The organism is Polaromonas sp. CF318 (assembly GCF_000282655.1).
GTDB lineage: Bacteria > Pseudomonadota > Gammaproteobacteria > Burkholderiales > Burkholderiaceae_C > Polaromonas.
Window position 1 is genome coordinate 19,491 of sequence record NZ_AKIV01000029.1, and the last position, 16,060, is coordinate 35,550.

Annotated in this window: 15 protein-coding genes; 7 read left to right on the forward strand and 8 right to left on the reverse strand. The window is 65.2% G+C overall.

Translation table 11 applies throughout. The features are described from left to right. Nucleotides 1–54 precede the first annotated feature (54 nt). Together hda and PMI15_RS04130 are read right to left on the reverse strand one after the other, a co-directional pair. On the reverse strand, nucleotides 55–741 hold the full coding sequence (gene hda, locus PMI15_RS04125) for a DnaA regulatory inactivator Hda (RefSeq protein ID WP_036837439.1): 687 nt from the start codon (nucleotides 739–741) through the stop codon (nucleotides 55–57). Nucleotides 742–774: 33 nt separating this feature from the next. Further along, the gene (locus PMI15_RS04130) at nucleotides 775–1,848 is read right to left on the reverse strand and encodes an AI-2E family transporter (RefSeq protein WP_007864059.1); all 1,074 of its coding nucleotides are present in this window, start codon (nucleotides 1,846–1,848) and stop codon (nucleotides 775–777) included. A 190-nt stretch (nucleotides 1,849–2,038) separates the two neighbouring features. On the opposite strand from PMI15_RS04130, the gene purM reads away from it, so the two are divergent. Then, on the forward strand, nucleotides 2,039–3,079 hold the full coding sequence (gene purM / locus PMI15_RS04135; protein ID WP_007864060.1) for a phosphoribosylformylglycinamidine cyclo-ligase: 1,041 nt from the start codon (nucleotides 2,039–2,041) through the stop codon (nucleotides 3,077–3,079). Between the two features lie 10 nt (nucleotides 3,080–3,089). On the opposite strand, the gene PMI15_RS04140 is transcribed toward purM, so the two are convergent. Further along, the gene (locus PMI15_RS04140; protein ID WP_007864061.1) at nucleotides 3,090–3,959 is read right to left on the reverse strand and encodes a DMT family transporter; all 870 of its coding nucleotides are present in this window, start codon (nucleotides 3,957–3,959) and stop codon (nucleotides 3,090–3,092) included. Continuing rightward, complete coding sequence (locus PMI15_RS04145; protein ID WP_007864065.1) at nucleotides 3,956–4,471, reverse strand: hypothetical protein; 516 nt, start codon at nucleotides 4,469–4,471, stop codon at nucleotides 3,956–3,958. The genes PMI15_RS04140 and PMI15_RS04145 overlap by 4 nt, the downstream gene beginning before the upstream one ends. Nucleotides 4,472–4,593: 122 nt before the next feature. Here PMI15_RS04145 and PMI15_RS04150 point away from each other — a divergent pair, with 122 nt between their 5' ends. Beyond that, nucleotides 4,594–5,517: a LysR family transcriptional regulator gene (locus PMI15_RS04150; RefSeq protein WP_036837442.1), complete on the forward strand. Its 924-nt coding sequence runs from the start codon at nucleotides 4,594–4,596 to the stop codon at nucleotides 5,515–5,517. Nucleotides 5,518–5,604: 87 nt separating this feature from the next. Beyond that, on the forward strand, nucleotides 5,605–6,585 hold the full coding sequence (locus PMI15_RS23945; protein WP_007864070.1) for a ParA family protein: 981 nt from the start codon (nucleotides 5,605–5,607) through the stop codon (nucleotides 6,583–6,585). Between the two features lie 19 nt (nucleotides 6,586–6,604). Here PMI15_RS23945 and metE read toward each other — a convergent pair whose 3' ends face one another. Further along, a complete protein-coding gene (metE, locus tag PMI15_RS04160) occupies nucleotides 6,605–8,941 on the reverse strand; it encodes a 5-methyltetrahydropteroyltriglutamate--homocysteine S-methyltransferase (protein WP_007864108.1) in 2,337 nt (778 codons plus the stop codon). Between the two features lie 119 nt (nucleotides 8,942–9,060). Here metE and PMI15_RS04165 point away from each other — a divergent pair, with 119 nt between their 5' ends. Continuing rightward, a complete protein-coding gene (locus tag PMI15_RS04165; RefSeq protein WP_007864111.1) occupies nucleotides 9,061–9,984 on the forward strand; it encodes a LysR family transcriptional regulator in 924 nt (307 codons plus the stop codon). Between the two features lie 7 nt (nucleotides 9,985–9,991). Here the strand turns inward: PMI15_RS04165 and PMI15_RS04170 are convergent, their stop codons facing one another. Both PMI15_RS04170 and murJ read right to left on the reverse strand, forming a co-directional pair. Next, entirely contained in the window at nucleotides 9,992–10,846 is an 855-nt protein-coding gene (locus PMI15_RS04170) for a SirB1 family protein (RefSeq protein WP_007864117.1), read from the reverse strand. A 75-nt stretch (nucleotides 10,847–10,921) separates the two neighbouring features. Beyond that, nucleotides 10,922–12,481, reverse strand: coding sequence for a murein biosynthesis integral membrane protein MurJ (gene murJ, locus PMI15_RS04175; protein ID WP_036837428.1), 1,560 nt, complete (start codon nucleotides 12,479–12,481; stop codon nucleotides 10,922–10,924). A gap of 250 nt (nucleotides 12,482–12,731) precedes the next feature. On the opposite strand from murJ, the gene rpsT reads away from it, so the two are divergent. Further along, nucleotides 12,732–13,043 carry a 30S ribosomal protein S20 gene (gene rpsT, locus PMI15_RS04180; protein WP_007864125.1) on the forward strand — a complete coding sequence of 104 codons (312 nt, stop codon included), beginning with the start codon at nucleotides 12,732–12,734 and terminating at the stop codon, nucleotides 13,041–13,043. 130 nt (nucleotides 13,044–13,173) lie between these two features. Here rpsT and PMI15_RS04185 read toward each other — a convergent pair whose 3' ends face one another. Then, a complete protein-coding gene (locus PMI15_RS04185) occupies nucleotides 13,174–13,494 on the reverse strand; it encodes a DUF3579 domain-containing protein (protein ID WP_007864127.1) in 321 nt (106 codons plus the stop codon). Between the two features lie 447 nt (nucleotides 13,495–13,941). On the opposite strand from PMI15_RS04185, the gene PMI15_RS04190 reads away from it, so the two are divergent. Together PMI15_RS04190 and argF are read left to right on the forward strand one after the other, a co-directional pair. Then, complete coding sequence (locus PMI15_RS04190) at nucleotides 13,942–15,159, forward strand: aspartate aminotransferase family protein (RefSeq protein ID WP_007864129.1); 1,218 nt, start codon at nucleotides 13,942–13,944, stop codon at nucleotides 15,157–15,159. Then, nucleotides 15,156–16,060: ornithine carbamoyltransferase (gene argF, locus PMI15_RS04195; RefSeq protein WP_007864130.1), on the forward strand; the 905-nt coding region annotated here is incomplete at its 3' end. The genes PMI15_RS04190 and argF, both read left to right, overlap by 4 nt.

A 16,060-nucleotide genomic window follows, 5' to 3' on the forward strand; every position in this document is an offset into this window, starting at 1 on the left:
GGGTCAACTATACAACAAATTTATATTTGTTGTATAGCTCGATACGCAGCCGGTTCATCCGTTTTCCAGCATGGACTTGATCAGGGGGATGGTGATGGCGCGCTTGGTTTGCAGGGCATAGCCGTCAAGCTGGTCCAGCAGTTGCATCAGGCTGCCGAGGTCGCGCGAAAAGCGGGTCAGCATGAAGTCCATGGCTTCGTCGCTCAGGAACACGCCGCGCGCGTCGGCTTCGCGCCGCAGCACGGCGCGCCGCTCGGGTTCGGTCAGGGCCTGCAGGGCGAACACATGGCCCCAGCCCAGGCGGGTGCGCAAATCTTCGCGCAGCGCCAGGTCTGCGGGTGGCACGTTGCCGGCGGCCAGCACCCAGCGCGGCCGGCCGTCGGACGCGCTGAGCGCATTGACAAACCAGTTGAAGGCCGCCTGCTGCTGCACCGCGGTGTAAAGGTGGCATTCGTCGAGAATGACGGCGGCCCAGGATTCGTTGAACTCGGGCGGCTCCAGCAGCGAAGCGTCCATCCAGCCGCTGGAAGCGCCCTGCTCGCGCAGCGCCTCGCGCACGGCCTTGAGCAAATGGGTCTTGCCGCTGGCGGCCTCACCCCAGAGGTAGGTGGGCACCGGCGAGCGCAGCGTGTTGCCGGCCCAGAGTTCCAGGTGCTTGAGCGCGGCCTCGTTCGGTCCGCCGAAAAAATTGGCGAACGAAGGGGCCGAAGCCAGCCCGATGTCCAGCGCAATCTGTTTCATGCCCACCATGTGCCTATCCCTGCCCCATCGTCGTCACCCGGCCTTGTAAAGCCGGCTGGCCATGTAGCTGGCCTTGAGGCGGCGTATGCCCACCAGCAGAACGGCGCTGGCCGGCAGCGCCACCAGCACACCGACAAAGCCGAATACCTGGCCGAAAGCCAGCAGGGCAAAAATCACCGCCAGCGGATGCAGGCCTATGCGCTCGCCCACCAGGCGCGGCGTGAAGTACAGGCTTTCCACCAGTTGCCCCACGCCATAGACCACGGCCACCATGACCAGCGCCTTGAGCGAGGCGAATTCCAGCAGGCCGGCCAGCACGGCCAGCAACAGGCCCAGGCCGAAGCCGAGGTAGGGGATGAACATCGCCAGGCCGGTGAAGACGCCGATAGGCACGGCCAGGTCCAGGCCGAACAGGGCCAGGCCCACGGCATAAAACACCGCCATGATCAGCATGACCAGCAACTGGCCGCGCAGGTACTGGCCCAGCACCGCGTCGGCTTCTTCGGTGAAGCTGTCGAAGCCGCCGCGCAGGTGGGGCGGCACCAGTTCGAGCACGCGGGCGACAAACTTGTCCCAGTCCATCAGCAGGTAAAACAGCGCCACCGGGATCAGCACGGCGTTGCCGACCACGGCCAGCGCCACGCTGCCGCCCAGCTTGAGCGAGGACATCAGCGAACCAAACAGGTCCTCGAAGTTGGCGTTGAGGTACTTGAGCACAAAAGCCTTGATGCTGCCCACGTCCAGCGCCACATGGATGCCGAACTGCGCCAGCCAGGGCGCCAGGCTGGTGTTGAGCCGGTCCGCCAGCAACGGCACCTGCTCGCGCAGTACCGGCAGCTCTTTGGCCATGATGGGCACGATCAGCAAAAACAGGCTCAGCAGCACCACGATGAAGAGAAATTCGACGATGACCACCGCCACCACGCGCGGCAGGCGGCCCTTGCCCATGTCGTCCAGCCGGTTGACCAGCGGCGTCAGCGCATAGGCCAGCACGGCGGCCACCACAAAGGGCGTGAGTACCGGCCCCAGCAGCCACAGCGCGAGGACGACCAGGGCAGCGATCAGGCACCAGGCGGCGGCGCGTTTTTGGGCGGTGGTGAATTGCATAAAGCCTTGGGTTGAGCTTGCCGGAACAATCGCCGGAAGGGCCTGAAAGCGGCCGAATGGGTAGCCTTTAGAATCTCAGGCTGAATTCTATCGGGCTTGCAGGCCCCTCCAGCGCCGCAAACCCGGCTTCCAGCCCCTCATTCGCCCCCATACCGCTCTTACCGCCCTTACCCGTAGCAAAGCCGACACCATGACCACCTCCTCCTCTTCCCCCCTGAGCTACAAAGACGCGGGCGTTGACATCGACGCGGGCGACGCGCTGGTCGAACGCATCAAGCCCCTGGCCAAAAAAACCATGCGCGAAGGCGTGCTGGCCGGCATAGGCGGCTTCGGCGCGCTGTTTGAAGTGCCCAAGCGTTACAAAGAGCCCGTGCTGGTCAGCGGCACCGACGGCGTGGGCACCAAGCTCAAGCTGGCTTTTGAATGGCAGATGCACGACACCGTGGGCATAGACCTGGTGGCCATGAGCGTCAACGACGTGCTGGTGCAGGGCGCCGAGCCGCTGTTTTTCCTCGACTACTTCGCCTGCGGCAAGCTCGACGTCGACACGGCCGCGGCCGTGGTCGGCGGCATTGCCAAAGGCTGCGAGCTCAGCGGCTGCGCATTGATAGGCGGCGAAACCGCCGAAATGCCCGGCATGTACCCGGCCGGCGAATACGACCTGGCCGGCTTTGCCGTGGGCGCGGTCGAAAAATCGAAAATCCTGACCGGCAAGGACGTGAAAGCCGGCGACGTGGTGCTGGGCCTGGCCAGCAGCGGCGTGCACTCCAACGGTTTCAGCCTGGTGCGCAAATGCATAGAGCGCGCAGCCGGCAATGCACCCGCCACACTGGACGGCAAGCCCTTCAAACAGGCCCTGATGGAGCCCACCCGCCTTTACGTCAAGAACGTGCTGGCCGCGCTGGCCGCCCATCCCATCAAGGCGCTGGCCCACATCACCGGCGGCGGCCTGCTGGAGAACATTCCCCGCGTGCTGCCCGAAGGCACGGCTGCCCACCTCAAAAAGGGCAGCTGGCCGCAGACCGAGCTGTTCGCCTGGCTGCAAAAAACCGCCGGCATCGACGACTTCGAGATGAACCGCACCTTTAACAACGGCATCGGCATGGTCGTCGTGGTAGATGCCGCCAACGCGCAAGCCACGGCCAAGACCCTGCGCGACGCGGGCGAGCAGGTGTACGAGATCGGCGTGATCGCCGCCAAGGGCGACGGCGCCGCCGTCACCGTCGGCTAAAGCGGCCGATTCAAGCCAGCGCCAGCCCCGCCACACCCAGCAGCATCAGCGCCGTGCCCAGCACCTGCGAGGGCTTGAGGGCCTCCTTGAGCAGCCGGGCACCGACCAGCGTGCCGATCAGCATGGACATCTCGCGCACCGGCGCCACATAGCTGAGCGGCGCGGACTGCACAGCAAACAGCACCAGGCAGTAGGCCAGCGGCGACAGCAAGCCGACCAGCACGATGGCCGTGCGGTGCTGTCGCCATTGCGCGGACAGCAAGGCGCGCCGCGGCAAAACCCAGGGCGCGAGCAACACCGTGCGAAAGCCAAGGCCCGCGGCATAAAACAGCACCGGCGCCATGCCCAGGGATTTCACCGCCCAGCCGTCAATCACGGTGTAGCCGGCAATGCAAAGGCCGGTCAGCCCGCCCCAGAGTACCCCGCGCCGCCGCCGCGCATCCCCGCTGCCTGCAATGCCCGCCGCGCCACCGGACGTCATGAAGACGCCCGCCAGCACCAGGGCCACGCCCAGCCAGCCCAGTGCACTGGGCAGTTCGCCGAGCAGAGCCACCGCCCCCAGCACCGCAAGCAGCGGCCCGGTGCCCCTGGCCATGGGATAGACCACGGCGAAATCGGCCACCCGGTAGCCTTTTTGCAGCACCAGCGAATACACCAGGTGCAGCAGCGCGCTGGCCAGCGCCGCCAGCCACATCCAGCCGTCGAAGGCCTGGGGGTGTTGGTGCCATGCGAGCAGGGCCACCGGCGCCGCGGCCGCCATACTGACGCAGCCGAACAGCCAGATAAAAAGCAGGCCGCCGGCCGCGCGCTTGGCCACAATATTCCAGAGCGCGTGGCACACCGCCCCCGCGAGCACCAGCGCCAGCGTCTGGGCACTCATGCCGGCGCGCCGGGCTCGGGCAGGCGAAAGCGGCTGTCCAGCAAGGTTTTGACGCGCCCGGCCACAGCCTCGCACTCCTGCGGGCTGAGCGGCGCGAACCCCGCTGCCCAGGCCACCATGTCCTCCCAGCGCGGGAATTTGGGGGACTCGCCCCAGCGCCAGTCGGGATGCGCCGACTGCCGGTTGCGCCCCAGCACATGCAGGTGCACCCGGCGATGCGCCTGCACGTTCTTGGGCCCGGCGGGCGGGGCCTGGTCGTTGAGCGCCCAGTTGCCCGCCTCCCAGTAATTGAGGCAGCCTTCATGCAGGGCGGGCAGCACGTCCAGCATGGCGCGGCCCGTGGCGGCCACCAGGCAAGACCAGTGGGCCAGTTCCATCGGCGCCAGCTCGCTGCGCTCCCAGACCGGCCGCGGCGGGTTGACGACCAGATGGCCGCCGTCGCGACGGTCGCACAAAAGGGCGTCGGGCAGAAGCAGGGTGCCGCCAGGGCAGCTGTGCAAAACAAGAGGCATGGGGAAAACCTTTGACAGTAAATAATGAGTAAATATGATCAGTCGATGAACGGGTCAGTCGCCATATTCATTGAATTTCCTCTGCATCGCACCTAAAACCATGAGGAAAGTAGCCTCTAATGATGAGTAAAACAGATGACTTCCACCTCCCGGCACTACCGCTCAATGCCGTACGGGTGTTTGTGGAAGCCGCGCGCCAGCTCAATTTCAGCCGCGCCGGCCGCGTACTGGGCATGAGCCAGGGCGGTGTCAGCCGCCATGTCGCCACGCTGGAGCGCTATTTCGGGCAGCCCCTTTTTGCGCGCAGCGGCACTTCGGTACGCCTGACCGATGCGGGGCGTCTGTATTTCGACACGGTGCAGGACGCCCTGTCGACGATAGAGCTGGCCACCCGCCAGTTGGCGCAAAGCCAGGCCGGCACCCGCCTCATCGTGCGCACCTCGCTGCCCACCTTTGCGATGACCACGCTGATTCCCGCCCTGCCCGGCTTCCAGCCCGCGGCCCCGGTGGCGGTGGACCTGGTGACCTCGCTCTCGCCGCCGGGCCCGGGCGACAGTTACGACGTGCTGGTCACGCGCGACCTGGCCGTCACCGGCGCCGAGCACTGGCTGCTGGCCGCCGAAAACCTGGTGTGCGTGGCGTCCCCCGCGCGTTGCCGCGAGTTCGCGAACCAGCCCATCAGCCAGTGGCAGTTTCTCGCGGCGCAGTCGCGGCCCGACGTGCTGGCCGCCTGGTCCGCCCAGCTGGGCGTTCAGGCGGCCGGCATCCATGTCAGCGCCAGCTTCGACCACTACTTCCTCGCGATCGCCGCAGCAACGGGCGGCATGGGCCACCTGGTGGTGCCTGAACTGCTGGTGGCCGAACCGCTGCGCCGCGGCCACCTGCTGCGGGCCTCGCCTGCGGCGGTGCGCGGCGACGCCAGCTATTCGGCCTATATCAACCCGCGCAGCACCGCCCCCGAAACCGCCCGGGTGTTCTGCCGCTGGCTCAAGGGATGGTTCAGGCAGGCGCAGGAAGGCCCGGCGGACGCGCTACAAAAACACTAGCTGCGGGGACCGATGCCAATTGGCTTGCGCTGGACTTTTTGTTATTTCTGTATCAAACTGTTCTACTGGTCCGTCTTTGGAGCGCTCATGCCGGTCATCGCAGTCGTCAACCGCAAGGGAGGCAGTGGCAAAAGCACACTGGCCGCGCACATCGCCGCCTGGTGCGCGCGCAATGGCAGCTCGGTCATGCTGGGCGACGTGGACCGCCAGCAGTCGGCGCGCAGCTGGCTCAAGCGCCGCGGCGCTGACCTCCCTGCCATCGCCCCCTGGGCCGTGGACCAGAAAAACATGCTGCGCGTGCCCACCGGCATCACGCACGTGGTGCTGGACACGCCGGGCGGCATGCACGGCTTCGAACTCGCGCGCGTCGTGATGTTCGCCGACGCCATCATCATGCCGGTGTGCAACTCCATGTTCGACCGCGAGTCGGCCGCGCAGTGCCATGCCGACCTGGTGGCCCTGCCCCGCGTGGCCAGCGGCCGCTGCCGCCTCGCCACCGTGGGCATGCGCATAGATGGGCGCACCAGCGCGGCAAAAGTCCTGGAGGAATGGTCGGAAGGCCTGGGCATGCCCTTTCTGGGCGCATTGCGTGAAACCCAGCTGTATGTGCGCAGCCTGGAGCGCGGCATGACGATGTTCGACTTGCCGGCCAGCGCCGCCGCGCCGGACCTGGCGCAGTGGCAACCCATCCTGAATTGGCTCAGGCCCACGCTGTACCCGCCGCAGGCGGCTAACGACGCCCCCGAACAGGCGCAGGCCAGGACGGTGGCCAAGGCCCCGGCCCGGGTGATCGCGCCCCGGCCCTCGGTCGCCGCGACGCTGGGTGCCAGGCCGCTCAACCCGACACCGGAACAAAAAGCGGCGGCAGCACCGCGCCTGGGCAGTTCCCTGCCCGGCAGCCTGATGCCGGCGCAGGAATCGCTGGTGCATGGCGCCCGCATGTCGGCCCAGAGCACGGCCCGCGCCGTGGGCCGGCCTATCCAGGTCAGCAGTGCGCCGGCCATGTCGCGCAATGTCAATTCGCCCGACGGCCAGCAGATCCCGCAGTTCCTCAAACGCGCCACCTGAGGCGCTGCATCGCCCCTCGTCAGACGGCGGCGAACGTTTCCCGAACTTCGCGCGCGGCCTGCACCATATTGCCCAGCGCCGCCTCGGTCTCGGGCCAGCCGCGGGTTTTGAGGCCGCAGTCGGGGTTGATCCAGAGGTTTTCCGCCGGAATCACCGTGGCCGCCTTGCGCAACAGCCGCACCATCTCGTCCACCGTAGGCACGCGCGGCGAGTGGATGTCGTAGACGCCGGGACCTATCTCATTGGGGTATTTGAAGTCGCCGAAGCCGCGCAGCAGTTCCATGTCGGAGCGGCTGGTTTCAATCGTGATCACGTCGGCGTCCATGGCCGCGATTTCCGGCAGGATGTCGTTGAACTCCGAATAACACATATGGGTGTGGATCTGGGTTTCGTCAGCCACGCCGCTGGCGCTGATGCGGAAGGCGCGCGTGGCCCATTCCAGGTAAGGCTTCCAGCCGGCGCGGCGCAGCGGCAGACCTTCGCGTATCGCAGGCTCGTCGATCTGGATGATGCCTATGCCCGCGCCCTCCAGGTCCGCCACCTCGTCGCGTATCGCCCAGGCGATCTGCCCGGCGGTCAGGCTGCGCGGCTGGTCGTCGCGTACAAATGACCATTGCAGGATGGTGATGGGGCCGGTCAGCATGCCCTTCATGGGCCGCTTGGTGAGGCTTTGCGCATACACCGTCCAGGCCACCGTCATGGCTGCGGGGCGCGCCACGTCGCCGTAAATCACCGGCGGCTTCACGCAACGCGAGCCATAGGACTGCACCCAGCCATTGACCGTGAAGGCAAAACCGTCGAGCTGCTCGCCGAAATACTCGACCATGTCGTTGCGCTCAGCCTCGCCGTGCACCAGCACGTCCAGGCCCAGTTCTTCCTGCTTGCGCACGGCGAGGCGGATTTCGGCCTGCATTTTTTCGGCGTACTGCGATTTTCCGATCTCGCCGCGCTTGAAGGCCGCGCGCGCAGCGCGTATCTCTGCGGTCTGAGGAAACGAGCCTATCGAGGTGGTCGGAAACAAGGGCAGCGCAAAACGTTGGCGCTGCACCTGCTGGCGCCGGCTGAAGGGCGAAGGCCGCTGGTCTGTGCCCGCGGCGGCCCGGGCCAGCCGCGCCGCCACGGTGGCGCGGTGTACCCGCGGGCTGTTGCGGCGCGCCTGGGCCGCGAGGCGGGCGGCAGCCAGCTCGGCCTGCACCGAACTTTCTCGGCCTTCGAGCGCGGCCTTCAGCATGCGCAGCTCGAACAGCTTTTCCACCGCGAAGGCCAGCCAGGACTTGAGTTCGGCATCCAGCGTGTCCTCGGCCTGCAGGCTGTAAGGCACGTGCAGCAGCGAGCACGAAGGTGCCAGCCAGAGCTCGCCCCGGTGCTTTTCGGCCACCGGCCGCAGCCTTGCCAGGGCGGCATCGGGGTCGGTGCGCCAGATATTGCGGCCGTCGACGATGCCCACCGACAGCACCTTGTGGCTGGGCAGCCAGTCGGCGATGCCGACGAGCTCTTCGGGAGCACGCACCGCATCGACGTGCAGGCCCGCCACCGGCAGCTGGCAGGCCATGCGCAGGTTCTCCTGCAAGGGTGAAAAGTAGGTGGCCAGCAGCAGCTTGACGCCGCTGCGCGCCAGCCGCCAGTAGCTGGATTCAAAAGCCTGGCTCCAGGCGGGCGGCAAGTCCAGGCCCAGGATAGGCTCGTCCATCTGCACCCATTCCACGCCCTGGGCCTTGAGGCGGGCGAGGATTTTTTCGTACACCGGCAGCAGTTTTTCGAGCAGGCCGAAGCGATCGAAATCCGGCGCCTTTTCCTTGCCCAGCCAGAGGAAACTCAACGGCCCCAGCAACACGGCCTTGACGGCATGGCCGGCTTCCTGGGCCTGCGCGACCTCGTCAAACAGGCGATCGCAAGCCAGGCTGAACTCGGTGCCGGGGCCGAACTCCGGCACCAGGTAGTGGTAATTGGTGTCAAACCACTTGGTCATCTCCAGCGCGAAGCTGCCGCCTTCCGCCTTCTCGGGTGCGCAACCACAGTCCGCGCTATGGGTGTGGCCGGCTCCGGCATTCACACCGCGCGCCATCGCGAAGTAACGGCTCAGCGCGGGCTCCTGGCCGCTGAAACAAAAGCGCGCCGGCTCGCAGCCCAGCATCTGGATATGGTTGGCCACATGGTCGTAAAAAGCGAAGTCGCCCACCGTCACAAAATCCAGGCCCGCTTCTTTTTGGACCGCCCAGTGGCGCTCACGCAACCCGGCGCCGGCAGCTTCCAGCGCGGCAAGGTCTATCTCGCCGCGCCAGTGTTTTTCAAGCGCGAATTTCAGTTCCCGGTGCGCGCCCATGCGCGGAAAACCCAGAGTGTGTGTATGGACCATGCAGGCTATCTCCCGATTGCGAATCAAACAAAGAACGCGATGGTCGGCCAGATTCAACTATTATTCAAACGAAAGATATTGCCTTTCAATATGAAAATTATTGATTCACACAGTTCACCATGACGCTATCGATTCTTGAACTGCGCCACCTGCGCACCCTGACAGCCCTGCGCGACAGCGGTAGCCTGGTGCGCGCGGCACAGTTGCTCAACCTCACGCAGTCGGCGCTGTCGCACCAGGTCAAGCTGCTTGAAGACCGCTATGCCGCGCCGCTGTTCGAGCGCAAGTCCGTACCGCCGCAGTTCAGCACCACGGGCCTGCGCCTGCTGGCGCTGGCCGACGCGGTGCTGCCGCAGGTGGAGGAGGCTGAACGCGACGTGGCACGCCTGGCGACGGGGCGCTCCGGCCAGCTGCGCATCGCGGTCGAATGCCATACCTGTTTTGACTGGCTGATGCCGGCCATGGATGCCTTTCGCACACGCTGGCCCGAGGTGGAGCTGGACATCGTCTCGGGCTTCCACCCCGACCCGATCGCGCTGGTGCTGCAGGACCGCGCCGACATCGCCATCGTGTCAGAGGCCGACGCCGACGAAACCGTGGACTTCCATCCGCTGTTCCGCTTTGAAATCATGGCGCTGCTGGCCAACCATCATGCGCTCACGGCCAAGGCGCACCTCACGGCCAGAGACTTCGCCAACGAGACGCTGATCACCTACCCGGTGCCCGACGAAATGCTGGACGTGGTGCGCCAGGTGCTGGAGCCGGCCGGCGTCAAACCCGCGCGCCGCACCACCGAACTGACGATTGCCATGCTGCAATTGGTGGCCAGCGGCCGCGGTGTCGCCGCGCTGCCGAAGTGGGCGGTGCAAAGCTACCTGGACCGCGGCTATGTGAGCGCCCGGCCCATAGGCAAGAAGGGCTTGACCGGGCGGCTTTATGTGGCGTGCACAGAAGCCACCTCAGGCCGGCCCTGGCTGGCCGACTTTGTGGCGATCACGCGCGAGAGCTGCTTTCTCACGCTCAGCGAGATCGAGCTGCTTTAAGGGAAGCTCAGTGCCGGCCCTGGCGCAGCTGGGCCAGGCGCTCGGCCATGGCGTCGATGTCGAGCGCGTCCTCGGCATTGGCCAGGTAGATTTCCAGATCGGCCATCGCGCGCTCCGGTTCGCCATGGGCGGCCCAGGCCAGGCCGCGGTCGCGGTATTCGGTCCAGGCTTCGGGCTGCAGCACGATGAGGCGATCCTGCACCGGGATCAAGCGCTGCCAGTCTTCCTGGGTCTTATGGATTTCCTTGAGGTTGCGCAGCATGCGGCTGATGATCTCGCGCGGCGGCGCCGACTGCAGGTACAGGCCCATGGGCACCTCGAATTCGTCGCCCGGGCTGCCGCCATGCTGCCGGAAAGGCTCGAGCCGCTCGGACAGCTCTTCACGACTCAGCGACTGGCCGCTGAACGGATCTATCACCACCTGGCCCTTGGGCAGGTTGACCTTGACCATGAAGTGCCCCGGAAAGGCCACGCCGCGCGCATTGAGGCCCAGGCCCAAAGCCAGTTCCAGCCAGAGCACAGCCAGCGTGATGGGAATGCCGCGGCGCGTGCGCAGCACCGCGTTCAGGTAGCTGTTGTCGGGGTCGTAGTAGTCGTTGACGTTGCCGCCGAAGTTCAGGTCGTGGAAAAAGAACTGGTTCAGCGCGCGCAACCGCTGCAGCGCGGGTGCGTCGGCCGGCAGGCGGCGCTTGAGCCGGGCCAGCAGCTGGTCGACGTCGCCCAGAACCTGTTGCACGTCCAGGTCGGGGTATTCGTCCTGCGCCAGGCTGATGGCGGCTTCCAGAAGGGGGAAATGCTCGTCGCTTTCCACCAGGCTGGAGAAATATTGCAATGGTGACGGTACAGCCAGATTTAATTGCATGGCCCCTACTTTCTCATAAACCGGCGCAAAAAGGCATGCGGGAAATGCCGCTCGGGGCCTGGAGCACGCCGCCCGTCAATGTCTCAGCAGCTTTGTCACCTTGAGGCCGGAGACCCACAGCGCCGCGAAATACAGCAGCGCCGACGCCAGCAGCACCAGCGCCAGCCAGCCGATACGCTCCAGGGAATGGCTTTTCAGGGCAACCCAGTTCACCGCCCCGGCGGCCCACAGCAAAAAGGCCGCGAGCAAGGCGCTGGCGCCGCCCACCTGCAGGGCGAACTTGCCCCAGCCCGGCACCGGTTTGTAACTTCCGCGCTTCAAAAGCCCCAGCAACAGCCACAGGGCGTTGACCAGCGCGCCAATGGCGATGGACAGCGTCAGGGCCGCATGCTGCAGCAAGGGCACCAGGAAAAAGTTCAGAACCTGGGTGAACACCAGCACGCAGACGGCGATACGCATCGGCGTGCGCATGTCGTGCCGGGCATAAAAGCCCGGCGCCAGCACCTTGACGGCCACGATGCCCATCAGCCCCACGCCGTAGCTGGTCAAGGCCGCCGTCGTGCGCTGGACGTCGAGGTCGCTGAACGCGCCATAGTGGTACAGCACCGCGACCAACGGCTGCGAGAAAGCCAGCAGGGCCACGGCACAAGGCACCGACAGCAGAACCACCAGGCGCAGGCCCCAGTCGAGCATGGAGGAATAGCGCGCCTCGTCCTGGCTGCCGCGCGCCGCGGCGAGCTGCGGCATCAGCACCACCCCCAGGGCGACGCCCAGCATGGCGGTGGGAAACTCCATAAGGCGGTCGGCGTACGTGATCCAGCTTACGCTGCCGGTGGCCAGGTGCGAGGCGATCTGGGTGTTGATGAGCAGCGATATCTGCGCCACGCTCACACCGAGCAGGGCCGGCAGCATCAGAGACAGCACCTTGCGCGTGCCGGGGTCGTTCCAGGACCGGCGCAGGGCCGCAAAGCTCGCGCCTATGCGCGGCAGCAAGCCCAGGCGCCGCAGTGCGGGCAGTTGCAGGCCCAGTTGCAGGATGCCGCCCACCATCACCCCCACGCACTGGGCATAGATCGGCTCGATGCCGTGCCTGGCAAACCAGGGAGCCCCCAGGGTGATGGAGCCTATCAGCGCCAGGTTCAGCAGCACGGGCGAGGCGGCGGGCACGGCAAACCGGCGCCAGGTGTTGAGGATGCCGCCGGCCAGCGCGACCAGCGACATGAAGCCGATATAAGGGAACATCCAGCGCGTCATCACCACGGCGGCGTTGTAACCCTGAGGCTTCAGGCCGCTGGCCATGGCCCAGACCATCAGCGGCGCGGCCAGCACGCCGGCCACGCACAACAGGACCAGCGTCCAGGTCAGCAGGGTCGCGACGTGGTCGATCAGCTGTTTGGCGCCCTCTTCCCCTTGCTCGGCCTTGCAGGCCGCCAGCACCGGCACAAAAGCCTGGCTGAAAGCACCCTCTCCGAGCACCCGGCGGAACAGGTTGGGTATGCGAAAGGCGACGTTAAAGGCGTCGGTCATGGCGCTGACGCCAAACACCGAGGCCATCAGCAGGTCCCGGACAAGGCCCGTGACGCGCGAGGCCAGGGTCAGCAAGGAAACAGTGGAGGCGGCTTTAAAAAGTGACACCGGTGGAGTTTATGCGGCCAAAGGCCTGGAACTCGATAAAGTTTGCCGCCAAAGCGGCCCAAACCAGACGCGATGCGTAGCGAGCCGCGGAAAACCAAGTTAGAGACGCGGAACCGGCTTTGCCGGGCCGCAGGCGGGCGGCCCCCTCGGGGGGCAGGGAGCTACACGCAGTGAGCGAGCGTGGGGGTATATAATGCTAGGTTTGCTGCAACATCCACAGACTCCTCCCCAGGATTAAAGGAATACATATATGGCTACCGCCAAACCCAAGAAAAAGAACCCGCGCCTTGCGTCGGGCCGCAAACGCGTCCGCCAGGACGTCAAACTCAACGCCGCGAACACCTCGCTGCGCTCCAAATACCGCACCGCTGTGAAAAACGTCGAAAAAGCCGTTGCAGCCGGTGACAAAGACAAAGCCAAGGACCTGTTCGCCAAGGCCCAGAGCATTGTGGACACGGTTGCCGACAAGGGCATCTTCCACAAGAACAAGGCAGCGCGCGACAAGAGCCGCCTGTCCGCCAAGGTGAAAGCCCTGGCACTGGCCCCCGCAAAGGCAGCCTAAGCAATTAGGCAAATCGCCCGGACGGCATCTTTCTCATGAAAATACCGTCCGCCGTTTTGTAGGGTGCGCTGCAGCAAAGCAAAAAAGCCGTCGAAAGACGGCTTTTTTGTTGGCGCTTCAAAAACCTCAGTCAGCCCTTGGGCGGCGGGTCGGGGAGTAAGCAGGCCTCGGCCATCTGCAAATCGTTGTCTTTGGCGAAATTGATGGCGAAGTCCCAGGCCATGGGTTCGGCGTCGCGCAGTTCCGAGTTGACGACCACACACTTCACGCCGTTGATGACGGTGGGAACGCACCAGGGGGAGTAGGTCAGGTGACTGCCGGGCTGGGGGCCGCCGGGGCGGAAATGGCTCATCACACCGCACAGCCTGTCGGCCCAGTCGCTGGGCCGGAAGGTTTTGCCGTCGCGGGTAATACCCTGGATAAAGACTTCTTTGGCGGTGTTGGAGACCATCGGGTGGAGGGTTTTTTGCACTGCCCGGCACGGGAAAAGGATGGGATTTCAGCCCATGCTGCAGCGCACAACAATTCTAGCTTAACTCTGACTCTTATATAAGACTTGAGGGACAAATTTTCAATGGCAGCGATAGCGGGCAGTGCCGGGGCGCTTGCATTGCAGTGATGCAGGAACGTCACAAAAGGCCGCAAAGTCTGCGCCTAAAATCAGCCTGTACTTCGACTCAGGGGGTATCGGAACAAAGTGAAAGTGATGGATTCGGGCCCAGGCCTAGGCGCAAACCGCAGACATAGCCCTGGCTATGGCGAGGATTTGTAACAACGGCATGGGTTCGAAGGCGCACTTTCATGTTTCGATACCTCTGAGTCGGAGTACCAAGCCCGCATCAACTGCTGCGGGCCTCGAATTTTCCGCACTGTCACAGCCCTTGTTCCGGAGTTTTCCATGACCGCAGCCCTGCCCAAGCACATCGAAGCCGCCTCCCCCCACGTGATGAACACCTACGGCCGCCTGCCCATCGCGCTGGACCACGGCCAGGGCTGCCGCGTCTGGGACGTCAACGGCAAGGCTTACCTCGATGCGCTGGGCGGCATCGCCGTCAACACCCTGGGCCACAACCATCCCAAGCTGGTGCCGGCCCTGCAGGAGCAGATCGCCAAGCTGATCCACACCTCCAACTACTACCATGTGCCGCTGCAGGAAGCCCTGGCGGCCAAGCTGGTCGAGCTGTCGGGCCTGGAAAACGTGTTTTTCTGCTCCACCGGCCTGGAAGCCAACGAGGCCGCGCTCAAGCTGGCGCGCAAGTTCGGCCACGACAAGGGTATTGAACGCCCGGAAATCGTGGTTTATGAAAAAGCCTTCCACGGCCGCAGCATCGCCACCCTGAGCGCCACCGGCAACCCCAAGGTACAGGCCGGCTTCGGCCCGCTGGTCGAGGGCTTTATCCGCGTGCCGCTCAACAACATGGACGCGCTCAAGGCCGCCACCGCCAACAACCCCAATGTGGTCGCCGTGTTCTTTGAGGCCATCCAGGGCGAAGGCGGTATCAACAGCATGAAGGACGAGTACCTGCGCGAGGTGCGGGCCCTCTGCGACGAACGCGACTGGCTGCTGATGATCGACGAAGTGCAGTGCGGCATGGGCCGCACCGGCAAATGGTTTGCCCACCAGTGGGCCGGTATCAAGCCCGACGTGATGCCGCTGGCCAAGGGCCTGGGCTCGGGCGTGCCGGTTGGCGCGGTCGTGACCGGCCCCAAGGCCGCCCACATTTTCGCCCCCGGCAACCACGGCAGCACCTTCGGCGGCAACCCGCTGGCCATGCGGGCCGGCGTGGAAACCCTGCGCATCATGGAAGAAGAAGGCCTGCTGGCCAATGCCGTGAAGGTGGGCGAGCACCTGCGCGCTGCACTGGCGCGCGGCCTGGCCGGCGAGAAAGGCGTGAAGGAAATCCGCGGCCGCGGCCTGATGCTGGGCATCGAGCTGGCGGTTCCCTGCGGCGAGCTGCTGGGCCGCGCCGCCGAAAACGGCCTGCTGCTGAGCGTGACCGCCGACACCGTGATCCGCATGGTGCCCTCACTCATCATGACCACGGCCGAGGCCGACGAGGCGGTGGCCATCCTGGTTCCGCTGATCAAGCAGCTGTTGAAAGAGAAAAACGCGTGAGCACTGCGATCCCCTCCACGCCCGCACCCGTGCGGCACTACCTGCAGTTCAGCGACCTGAATGCGGCGGAATACGCCTACCTGTTCGAGCGCGCCGCCATCATCAAGAAGAAATTCAAGACCTACGAAAAACACCAGCCGCTGGTTGACCGCACGCTGGCCATGATTTTCGAGAAAGCCTCGACCCGCACCCGCGTGAGCTTCGAGGCCGGCATGTACCAGCTGGGCGGCAGCGTGGTGCACTTGACCACCGGCGACAGCCAGCTGGGCCGGGCCGAGCCGATCGAGGACAGCGCCAAGGTCATCAGCCGCATGGTCGACCTGGTGATGATCCGCACCTTCGAGCAGACCAAGATAGACCGCTTCGCCGAACATTCGCGCGTGCCCGTCATCAACGGCCTGACCAACGAATTCCATCCCTGCCAGATCCTGGCCGACATCTTCACCTACATCGAGCACCGCGGCTCCATCAAGGGCAAGACGGTGGCCTGGGTGGGCGACGGCAACAACATGGCCAACACCTGGCTGCAGGCCAGCGAAATCCTGGGCTTCAAGGTGCACGTCAGCACCCCGGGCGGCTATGAGGTGGACCAGTCCATCGCCGGCATACGCTCGGCCGACAGCTACAAGGTTTTCAAGGACCCGATGCAGGCCTGCGCCGGCGCCGACCTGGTCACCACCGACGTCTGGACCAGCATGGGTTACGAAGCCGAAAACGAAGCGCGGAAAAAGGCCTTCGCCGACTGGTGCGTGGACACCGAGATGATGCGCGCAGCCAAGCCCGATGCCCTCTTCATGCACTGCCTGCCTGCGCACCGTGGCGAGGAAGTCGAAGCCGACGTCATAGACGGCCCGCAATCCGTGGTCTGGGACGAGGCTGAAAACAGGATGCACGCGCAGAA